Annotated in this window: 6 protein-coding genes; 3 read left to right on the top strand and 3 right to left on the bottom strand. The window is 47.6% G+C overall.

Annotated elements, in window-relative coordinates; all coding sequences use genetic code 11:
* Nucleotides 1-75: 75 nt before the first annotated feature.
* Nucleotides 76-1,932 (bottom strand): RagB/SusD family nutrient uptake outer membrane protein, encoded by a 1,857-nt coding sequence (locus BUB19_RS05170; RefSeq protein ID WP_073093233.1) that lies wholly within the window; start codon nucleotides 1,930-1,932, stop codon nucleotides 76-78.
* 26 nt (nucleotides 1,933-1,958) lie between these two features.
* Nucleotides 1,959-5,126 (bottom strand): SusC/RagA family TonB-linked outer membrane protein, encoded by a 3,168-nt coding sequence (locus BUB19_RS05165; protein WP_245802777.1) that lies wholly within the window; start codon nucleotides 5,124-5,126, stop codon nucleotides 1,959-1,961.
* A 579-nt stretch (nucleotides 5,127-5,705) separates the two neighbouring features.
* Between BUB19_RS05165 and BUB19_RS05160 the strand changes: the two genes are divergently transcribed.
* Genes BUB19_RS05160 through BUB19_RS05150 form a run of 3 tightly spaced genes read left to right on the top strand, consistent with a single transcriptional unit; the run spans nucleotide 5,706 to nucleotide 10,634 of the window.
* The gene (locus tag BUB19_RS05160) at nucleotides 5,706-8,735 is read left to right on the top strand and encodes a PSD1 and planctomycete cytochrome C domain-containing protein (RefSeq protein WP_084096983.1); all 3,030 of its coding nucleotides are present in this window, start codon (nucleotides 5,706-5,708) and stop codon (nucleotides 8,733-8,735) included.
* A gap of 4 nt (nucleotides 8,736-8,739) precedes the next feature.
* Nucleotides 8,740-10,179 (top strand): DUF1501 domain-containing protein, encoded by a 1,440-nt coding sequence (locus BUB19_RS05155; protein ID WP_073093231.1) that lies wholly within the window; start codon nucleotides 8,740-8,742, stop codon nucleotides 10,177-10,179.
* 2 nt (nucleotides 10,180-10,181) lie between these two features.
* The gene (locus BUB19_RS05150; protein ID WP_073093229.1) at nucleotides 10,182-10,634 is read left to right on the top strand and encodes a DUF1569 domain-containing protein; all 453 of its coding nucleotides are present in this window, start codon (nucleotides 10,182-10,184) and stop codon (nucleotides 10,632-10,634) included.
* Between the two features lie 346 nt (nucleotides 10,635-10,980).
* Here the strand turns inward: BUB19_RS05150 and BUB19_RS24725 are convergent.
* Nucleotides 10,981-11,291: transposase (locus BUB19_RS24725; RefSeq protein WP_394333874.1), on the bottom strand; the 311-nt coding region annotated here is incomplete at its 5' end.

Raw genomic sequence — 11,291 nt, 5'->3', positions numbered from 1 at the left:
GATCAGGATTTTAGTGGCTTCAAAAAAAAAGCCCGGAATAATTTTCCGGGCTTTTGTGGTTTAAAAACGGGTGATTTATTCTTGAGTATCGCTGTGGTTGCCGTCCACAGTAGTCAGCGGGGGAACGTTGTTTTCATACCCGGAATACCCTTTGTTTTGATTGATGATGCCCTGCGTATTGGTATTGATGGCAGGGGCCGGAACAGGCCACAAGACATGGTAAGGGCTGTAGGTATAGGTGTCGCCGTGTCTCGTGAAGACGCCTTTGTTGTAAAAGTCGGTAAACTCCATAATGCGGTCATAGAGGAAATTGTCCTCAGAGAAATTATCAATGGAATAGGTCTTACCGTTATAGGCCTGAATACCGGTATTGGCAAATATAAATGCCATTCGAGTCAGTTCTGTCTTTCTGGGCTCCTCATAGTACAGTTCCCTGGCTCGTTCATCCAACACGGTACCAATGTTCATGTCTTCAGGACCGTAAGGCGCAGCTCCGGCTCGTGTTCTCACCGCATTGATATCGGCTGCAGCGTTGGCCAGATCCCCTTTCCATACGTAGGCTTCAGCCCGGAGCAGATAGGTTTCTGCCAATCGGAAGATGTACCAGTCACTGTGTCCGCCTGAAGGTCGGATATTCTGCGGCTCTGGAACGTACACCTTATAATGTGGCCAGGAAAACCAGCTTCTGATGGTGTCGACTACCAGTACAGTACCTTCATCATTTCTGAATTGCAGGGGTTCGCCATAATAATCATCGCCCAGCTCCACCAATGCCGGATTGTTGTAGACCAGATCAGTCATGTCCATCCAGTTGCCGGGTGCATGCCTCAGGTCATTTTCATCATCCCAGATCATGCTCTGGTGGTACCAGGTACCCCGAAGCCTTCCGATGCCTCTACCGTAGCGGGTGACGTGGTCGATTTCGATACCGGGCTGATCGATGGTGCCCCGGTTACCATTTGGTGTATTGATATTGGTGATCCAGAAAGGTACCGCCTGCCGCATGGAGGACATTCCCCCGGAATTGCCATCGGTGTCCAGCCGATCCATTACCATCAGGATGGCTTCAGTATTGGCATTGAGGGATTTGTTTTCCGGACGGTGCAGGTCCCAGATCAGGTTTCTGTCCGGATCGTTACCGGTAGAGCCAAATCTTTCGGTCATCAAAGCATGGGTACCTCCCTCGATCAGGCGTGTTGCCGAAGCAATCGCATCGTCAAATTCTCCGAGTGCCAGATTTACTTTGGTCAGCAAATGCTGAATGGCTCCCTTTGGCACCTGTCCGCGGTCCATTACTTCCGGCACCCAGGGTTCTGCCCATTCCAGGTCTTCCTTCATCTTACGGAGAATAACTTCCCGGTCGGTGGAATAGAAGTCAAGCCTTGGTTCTAATATTTCTTCCAGGATCAGTGGAACATCACCAAACTGATTCGTCAACCGGTAATACCGCAGGGCCCGGTGGAAGTAAGCAGTGCCCAGAATGTGGTTGCGCTCGGCTTCTGACTCGTAGTCCGTAGGATCGTCAATCCTGGAGATCACCGTATTGGCATATTTGATTCCCTTAAAACCTTCATACCAGTACCAGCCGATTTTATTGGTGTTTACACTATTCAGATTGGCATCAGGAGTGATCAGTAAGTTCATGTCCTGCGCAGGACCGGATTTGTCGGTAGTACCTTCTACGGCCACTTCGGTGAAAATATGTTCTGTCAGTATTGGGGGTCCGTCACCGGTATATTCATGGCGCATGTTTCGTTCGCAGGCTACCAGTGCACCCCAGAGTCCACTCTTTGCATTGAATGTGTTTTCCGGTGCATAAAAGGATAGCGGTTTTGGCTCCAGCCAGGATTCATCGCATCCCGTAGTCGTTAACATCATACCTGAAACCAGTAGACTCAGGCAAAAGGTAGATCTTTTTATGTTTAATTTCATGATTTCTTCTTTTGATTAGCCCTTCATTAAAGTGTCAAGTCAAGTCCCAGTGTGAAAATCCGGGGCGTAGGACCTCCGGACTCCGGATCCCAGAAATTCATTTCGGGAGCATAGAAACCAACATTCCGGACGTTCATGTACAATCGCAGATTCTGGATTTTGGCTCTTTCCAGAATGGTTTGCGGTACAGTGTAGGCCATAGAAATATTTTCCAGCCTTACGAAGGACCTGCTTTGGTATACATTGAAACCGCCGGCACCACCCTCGCTGGAATACAATCTCGCCCATTCGTTGCTGGGATTTTCTTCTGTCCAGTACGGCAGGATATAGGAATTGGAACGATCTAAAAAGCCCTGCCGGTTTTTTCGCTGATTGAATGTGCCAATGTGGCCCAGATAAGCATACATCATAAATGACACGTCAAAATTCTTCCAGATGTTGAATTCGTTGCGGAGGCTCCATCGGGACCTGGGCTCACTGAAACCCAGAAACTGCCGGTCGGCATTGGTATACAGGCCGTCATTATTGACATCTTCTATTTTGAAATCTCCCGGTTTAACTCCGTAATCACTTGCTTCATCGGCTTCAGGGGTTTGCCAGATGCCGTCCGTTCTGTAATCCCAAACCGCATCAATTGCCCTGTCGATAAACCATCGGTTGCCGATATCATCCAGTTCATTACCGTCTTCATCCAAATCGCCGTAAAGGCTCACGATTCGGTTGCGGTTCATTTGGAAATTTAGGCTGGTTCTCCAGGTTAGGTTGGAACGGTTGAGCAGGAGGCTGTTTAAGCTGACTTCTACTCCCCGGTTTCTTACTTCACCCAGGTTGTCATACACAAAATTGAAACCCAGGATATCGGGAAGGCTCCTTTCCACCAGAAGATCAGTAGTAGACATGTCATACACTTCTATGGTACCATCCAGAATGCTGTTAAATAATGAGAAGTCCAGCCCCAGGTTGGTCGAAGTGGTTTTTTCCCAGCGCAGATTTTCATTCTGCATGGTATTTACATACAACTGGCTGACAAAATACAATTCCCCGCTAGGTCTTTGGTAAAAATATTTTCCGGTTTGCAAATCTGACAGGGCAGCATAACGGCCTATATCCCTGTTGCCATTTACACCCCAGGAAGCCCTTAACTTACCGTAGTCCAGCCAGGGAATGTTGACGAAGTCTTCGTCCGTAAATACCCAGCCAAATGCTGCAGAAGTGAAGGTAGCTCTGGGGTTACTCTGTCCGAAAGCGGAATATCCGTCCCTTCTTACCGAAACGGTCGTGATATATTTATCAGATAGGGTGTAGATCAATCGTCCCATCAGGGCATCTGCAGTATGCTGCTGGTCATTGCTGGAGATGATGGGATTGATGCCTGCACCGATATTGTGGTATCCCAACCGGTCATGGGGTTCGAAACCCACATTTTGCATGGTATTGTCCCAGCTCTGGAATTTTTCAGCATTGGCTAGCAGGGTCACGTCGAAATTATGGATGTTGTTGAAGTTTTTATTCCAGCTCAGGATATTATCCACCTGCCAGAAGTAAACTTTTCGTTGCTGGCGACTGGCTCTCCCACCCATGTTTTCAAAGTCCTGGTGAGCAGCCATTTCGTGATTGTACCGTTCATAAAACTCATATCTTGGGGTAAAGTTGGTTCTGAATTTGATACCGAATGGTAGTTCGATCGCAGCATACAAGGTGGAGTTAATGGTCGTTTCCTTTTGCAAACGATCGGTAAAATTCGGGGTATAGTAGGGGTGTCGTCCACCGCTTACCTCTTCATTCGGACGGAATCTCAGGCTCACGCCATCTTCAAGAAATGGTTCTCCCCAGGGAGAAAGGTTTACCATATCCCCCCAGTTTACCGGGATCTGGCTCTCATCCCTGTCGGCAAATTGGGTATTCATTCCTACGGTCAGCCAATCGTTGACATTTCCTTCTATGTTAAACCGGCTTCTTACCGTCGTAAACTTGTCACCCACGACGAGCCCTTCGTTGTCCAGATACCCCATAGACCAGTAATACTGGAAATCTTCACTTCTTCCGGAAAGGCTGACCGTATGGTCTTGCCTCAGTCCGTTTTGAAACATCATGTTGTACCAATTGGTACTTTCGCCGGCCTTGTAGTTGGCGATTTCCAACGGCTGCATGTTCAACCTTTGCAACCAGACCGTTTCGGGATCTCCCTCCGAACCATCGTAATTCAGCCAGGTTTCCAACGAAATATCAGCCGGCAGGGTATTTGGATTTGAAAAGCGATAAGGCTCAAAACCTCCCGCATTGATGCTTTCCATCACATCTTCTCGCCAGGACAAAAAGCCCTGAGGTCCATAAACGGGCTCATTCTTGGCCATGCTGGCAACTCCCCAGTTGGTATTGATTTTAACCTGAGGTTTTCCCAGCGCCCCTTTTTTGGTATTGACCAAAACTACTCCATTAGCGGCTTTGGCACCGAAAACGGCGGCCGAACTGGCGTCTTTCAATACATCAATGCTTTCGATGTCATTCGGGTTGATGTCGGCCAATTGGCCATAATAAATGGCACCGTCCAATACGATCAAAGGGCTGGAGCCTGCATTCAGGGAAGTTCTGCCCCGTACTTCCAGGCTACCGCCACCTTTTGCATCCGTATTCAGCCCTACGTTCAGCCCGGCAATGTTTCCCCGCAATACATCCTGTACAGAATTAGGGTTTTCATTTTCCAGCCGCGTAGCGGTTACTGAAGAGACTGCACCGGTCAGGTCTCTTTTTCTGGCGGTACCATAGCCAATTACCACTACTTCTTCCAGAGAGGCCGTGTCCATGAGCAAGGTGACATTGATTTCAGATTGGTTGCCGACTGCAATGGTCTGCGAGATGAAACCTACGTAGGAGAAAGTCAGCTCCGAACCTTCTGGTACTGAGATAGAATAACTGCCGTCTATATCTGTGACCGTTCCGGTACCGGTACCTGCTATAAAAACAGTGACGCCGGGAATCCCCTCGCCAGATTCATCGGTGACAATACCGGATACGGTAACATCATCCGCTGCCAGATTCGCCTCCAGGCGATTTAACTTCCGGGGACCCTCTTTGGCCCCGATCTCTGCCCTGTTTGCCGCAGCAACATGTGCGACAAACAGCAGGCTGACACAAAATGCGAGTGTCAGAAAACCTCGCCATTTGATGTCATGCATTTGTAAGCATTTTTTCATTTTTTTTGGGTTAGTATTAATGAATAATTGTGTTGCGCTCAGGGGTTTATCCCTGATTTACTGGCTTAAAACCGTGCGTTTTAAGGCCAATTAATATCGAACATAAGTATATTCTATAGACAATGCAATCGGTTTCATAAATATATTAATAGCTTTCAGAGAAAAATTATATTTTAAAAATTCCATTTTTAGCTAAAAAATAAAATTTAATTCTGTTGAAATTCTGATAAAAATTTAGGATTTTAGATCGCAAAAGAAAAGAGAGATGCTTCTCAAAATAAATTTCTGAGCAGAGCGAAGTTAAATTTTACAATAAAAATTTTCTTTGTATTTTTCTTTATAAAAATGATTAAAAAATAATTATTTAATAATTAAATATGGTTTTTTATCTACTAATACTTTACCTTTCACCTAGGTACTGTTTACCAGCTGCTACCTATCAATACCCCCAGTCTCTGAAAAAGACCATCGTAAAACCCGAATTCCAGGGCAAATGTTTAAAAAATTATGTTCACACATTGAGTTTGTGGTGAATATCACTAAATTGAAAATAAAATATTTCTATTTGATGTAAAGGTTATGGTATTGTTTGCCGTAAAATTAAAATTCCTTCAGCTATTTGGTCGCTTATTTATTGCGCTCATCGCAATGCCGGTATTTTTTTCCTGCCAATCTGAGCGGCTTGAAGCAAATATCCCTGCACAGATAGATTTTAATTACCATATCAAGCCCATCCTGGTTCAAAAATGTTATTTGTGCCACGGTCCGGACCCGGGTAGCCGTGAGGCGGGATTGCGGCTGGACCTGGCAGAGGGAGCTACCAGGATCCTGGAAAGTGGCCATGCGGCCATTGTGCCCGGATCCGCCTCCCGAAGTGCCCTTCTGGATCGCATCACGCAAACTGATCCAGACCTCAAAATGCCTCCACCTGCCTCGAAGATCGATTTGTCGGAGCGGGAGATCGCCCTGCTGAAAAAATGGATTGCTCAGGGAGCAACCTATCAGCCACACTGGTCTTTTATGCCTCCCAAACCTTTACAGCGGCGATCAAACATCACTCTGCACGAAGAGATTGATCAGTTTATTGATAAGAAAATTCAGGAAAGAGGGATTCGTTCAGCCAATCGCGCCGATCGCTATACCTTGCTAAGAAGGTTATCCTTTGTATTGACTGGTTTGCCGCCGGACCCGGAAACCATACATCATTTTGTCTCCAGCACAGATTCCTCCGCGTACGAGCAATTGGTGGACAGTTACCTGGCAAGCCCCGCATTTGGCGAAAAATGGGCCAGCCACTGGATGGATGTGGTGCGTTATGCAGAAACAAAAGGACATGAGTTTGATTACCCCATTCAGGGTGCCTGGAGATTTCGCGATTACCTCATCCGGGCTTTCAATGCCGATGTGCCCTATGACCAACTGGTCCGTGAACACCTGACGGGAGACCTTTTGCCAGAGCCCAGGACTGATGCGCAGTCTGGTCAGAACGAATCTTCCATCGGGACAATGTTTCTCACCATGACTGAGGGGACCCATAGTCCGGTAGATACCAAAAAGGATGAAGCCGATCGCATCGATAACATGATTGACGTGATCGGCAAAAGTTTCCAGGGATTAACGGTGGCCTGCGCCAGATGCCATGACCACAAATTTGATCCTATTCCCACGGCGGATTATTATGCCCTTTATGGGATATTGGGAAGTACCCGGTTTAGCCCCATTCCTACCGGGAATACGGATATAAAAATGGCCAATATAGCCGAAGCTGATCGACTCAAGAAACAAATCCGGCAGATGCTGGCGAACTCCTGGAGAGGTCATGGTCATGATTCAGTCCCTGCATTACTTGTAAACTCCGGATCCATGCCAGGCAAAGACTACCTGGCAAAAGCACCTGTCAAAGTGCTGGGAGACTTCCGGGGGCAGGATTTTCAGGGATGGTCCGCTGACGGCCGGGCATTTGGAAAGCAAACGACATTAGGGGACCCAATCCTACAGACAGGATCTGATAAGGTACTGCGTCTAAGTGCCGGAATGGCCTCCAGCAGAAAATATGGGACCGGTAAATTTGGGGCACTGAGATCAGCAGATTTCACATTGGATAAAAAATTCCTCGGTGTGAGGGCCAGGGGAAAAGGCGGCAGCATACGCCTGGTAATGGATAATTTTCAATTGATCAGCTATCCCATATATGGCGGCCTTGACAAGCAGGTGGACAATGAGGATTGGACCAACTACACCTTTGATGTCTCTGATTGGCAGGGACATCAGGCTTATATTGAAATATTGCCGGGCAGGTATGTACGGCATGAGTACCAGCAGGATCAGGAGGCCTATATTGAAGCAGTTTATGCGATTGGCTTTGACGAGTCCTGGACGGAGCCGTTACTGTATGATACCGTTCAGGAGCAGGGCATTTCCCCTCTACTGCAAAATTGGCTGGCAGAGAAGAGTACAGCAGCAGAAATTGCCCTGCTTAACAAAAAGATCGCATCTGGTGAGCTGAAAACGGCATTCCCCGGGTTGACCAGTCTGGTGTTGCGGAAGGAGCTGATACAGGCTGCTGATGCAGACAGCACTTTTATATTCGGTGTGGCCGATGGATTTGCAAGAGAAAGTCCGGTATTCAACAGGGGAAATCACCAGGATCTTCAGGGTCAGCCGGTACCAAGGAATTTTCTGTCCGAAATACTGGATTGGCAAGAACCCATCCGGACAGAAGGAAGCGGCAGAGTCGCTATGGCTGAATCCATTTTAGATCCCAAAAATCCCCTGACCTCCCGGGTGATGGTAAACCGGCTTTGGCACCATGTATTCGGCAGAGGATTGGTAGCCACTGTAGACAACTTTGGCTTACAGGGTAAACTCCCCAGCCATCCCGAATTACTTGATTTTCTTGCTGTGCAATTTCAGCAGGAAAACTGGTCAATCAAAAAGATGGTCCGGGCCATGGTGTTGACAGCAGCCTTTCAGAGGAGCGTAGAACAACCCGATAGTATCCGAGACCCCGAAAACCTGTACCTGGCCCATTATCCTGTCAGGCGATTGGAAGCTGAGTCGATCAGGGATGCCATGCTGGCGGCTTCTGGTTCCCTGGATACTACCCTGTTCGGTCCGCCGGTTCCGGTATACCTGACGCCTTTCATGCAGGGAAGGGGAAGGCCCGGGGCATCCGGTCCTCTGGACGGCGATGGGCGCAGGTCCATTTATCTGGAAGTACGGCGGAATTTTCCGGACCACATGATGATAGCTTTCGACCGGCCCACACCTTTCACCACCTTCGGCAAGCGGGATGTGACCAATGTCCCCGCCCAGTCACTCTTTTTGATGAATGACCCGTTTGTTGCCCTACAGGCAGAGCTTATGGCAAGATCGTTGATTTCCTCGGATGAAAAGAGCCCGGCAGATCGCATAGACGAAGCTTACCTGCGCGCATTCGCAAGGCCTGCCACCGATTCTGAACGGGAAAAAGGTCTGGCATTTATCCGGGAAATCGGGCATTCATCCGACCTGGATCAGGGGAATGGGGAGGAGAATCGCGAGTTGGAAATTTGGAAAGCGTATTGCCACTCCCTGTTTAATATGAAATCATTCATCTATTTAATGTAGGCTTATGAATAGACACAAACCTTTACTGAATCAGCACCTTAGCCGCCGAAAGATGCTTGAGATTTGCAGGTGTGGATTCGGGTCAATGGCTCTTATGGGACTGATGGGCAGTCTGGGAGTAGCATGTAAACCGGAAGGACCTGGGTCTGGGAATATCCTTTCTCAACTGGCCCATTCTCCCCATCATCTGCCCAGGGCAAAAAATATTGTTTTTCTTTACATGGATGGTGGTGTTTCTCAGGTAGATTCCTTTGATCCAAAACCCAGGCTTGCCAAAGAAAATGGTCAGGATCCAAAGTTTAAAATTGATGCCACGCAGTTTAACAATAATGGCAAAATCCTGCAGAGCCCCTGGGCCTTCAAACGTTATGGAGAGTCCGGTATGGCAGTGAGCGAGCTTTTTCCTCATATCGCCTCCTGCGCCGATGATCTTGCACTGATCCGCTCCATGGTATCCAATTTTCCAGAGCATACCAATGCCAATTATTTTTTGCATACCGGCAGCGGACTTCAGGGCCGTCCCAGCATGGGAGCCTGGATCAATTATGGCCTCGGTTCTGAAAACCAGAATTTACCGGGATACGTGGTATTGGATGGCGGATTGGTACCTCCGGGAGGCGTAGATAACTTTAAAAACGGATTTTTACCGGCCGATTTTCAGGCATCTATTATGAGGACGGGGAGCGTACCGGTAGCGAATATACGCTCCGATCACAGCCTTTCGCCTCTTCAGCGAAAAAAGCTGGATTTTATTCAGCGAATGGATGAAAGGGACCAGGAAAAATCTGATGAGATCGAAGCAGCCATCCGGAATTATGAACTTGCCTACCAGATGCAATCGGCTGTACCAGAACTGACCGAATTTGGATCGGAATCTGAAGCAACCCGCAAATTATACGGCTTGTATGATGATGATCCACATACCCGAAATTATGGTGCCCAATGTCTGATGGCCAGGCGGCTGGTAGAAAGGGGCGTAAGATTTGTGGAATTAACCTGTCCGAGCCTTGACGGCATAGACCGCTGGGACCAGCATCATGGGCTGAAGGATGGACATATGCGCAATGCCCATGCGGTAGATCAACCCATAGCAGGACTGTTGAAAGACTTGAAATCCAGGGGAATGCTGGAAGAAACCCTGGTAGTATGGACCGGTGAATTTGGCCGGACGCCGTTTGCACAGGGAGCAGACGGTAGGGATCACAACCCTTCAGCCTTCAGCATGTGGATGGCCGGGGCCGGAATAAAAGGAGGGACGATTTATGGACAGACAGATGAATATGGCTATAGGGTAGTAGAAAACCCGGTCAGCATTCACGATCTGCATGCGACCATGCTACACCTGCTCGGCGTAGATCACAAAATGCTTACCTATCATTTTGGCGGAAGGGATTTCCGGCTAACGGATGTCCATGGGCATATAGTCAGGGATATTCTCAGCTGACGATGCAGCCATCAGTATTGGATTCTGCTGTAGTCTCAGGTTTACTGGACCGGTTGGAGACCCTTTCTGGTGATGAAAAGCCGCTGTGGGGTAGAATGTCTGTGACCGAAATGCTTCACCACTGTAACCTGGCGAACCAAAGGGTCCTGAGCTGGGACAAGCCGGTCCTGCCGGCAAGCCTGAAGCAGAAAATAACAAAGTTTGTTGTCCTGAAGCTAATACCAGTATTTCCGAAAGATGTGAAAACTGCTCCCCAATTTGATACAAAGGGCAAGATCAACAGGGAGGCATTTGACAGAGAGAAGAAACTTTTTGCAAGCTGTCTGCACGAGTTCTACCGACCGGGAGCGAGTTTCAATGCTCCGCATCCATTTTTTGGACCCTTAGATACAGTCGAGTGGGGACATGTAGTCTGGTTGCATGTTGACCATCACCTGCGTCAATTTGGCGTATGAGTAAGCCCTGGCAGAAAAAACAGGGGCGGTGTTCCTTTCCTTTAATTGATTTTATTTTTTTGGTTGGTAGATATTGTTGATTTTTTTCAGAATCTACTAATCTCTTTCTCCATAAATTTGATGAATGGTGTTTTTTTAGTTGCTGGAATGGCAGGTAAACGGAGATTTTAACCGTTTGTTTAAACCGGCTTAATAGTCGAAAAGTAAAAATATTTTGTTTCACTCACTGCTTATTATCAACTAAACCGCTGGTAATCAGTAACTAAATAATTTTTTCCAGATATTTATTTTATTAACTGTATTATCATATAAATAGGGTCTGCTGAAAAACTCAAAAAAGACCAGTTTATAAAACCAGGCCAGATAGCTCTCTGGGCTGGTTTTGTATTTTCTGGATCTCCAGAATCTGCCTTATGGCGTTTCTGAGCATGTTTTTTAAATCTTTCCACGCTGAAAAACTCAGACATGGGAGTGCCATCCCGGCCAATTTGACCAGGTTGAGCACTAGGATAATTGAAGCGATCCACGATTGGCTGGTGTTTTTGAGCCTTGCCCTGATCCGGTTCATTCCGTATCCGTTTTTTGCCTGACCAAACTTGCCTTCTATCGGGTTCCTTTCCCCAGGTCTTACGTGGTTTTCCACTGCCTTGGCCGAAG

This window comes from Cyclobacterium lianum, assembly GCF_900143075.1.
Taxonomy (GTDB): Bacteria; Bacteroidota; Bacteroidia; order Cytophagales; family Cyclobacteriaceae; genus Cyclobacterium; species Cyclobacterium lianum.
The sequence above is the reverse complement of the archived record's forward strand: the minus strand, read 5'-3'. Positions and strand labels throughout refer to the sequence as shown.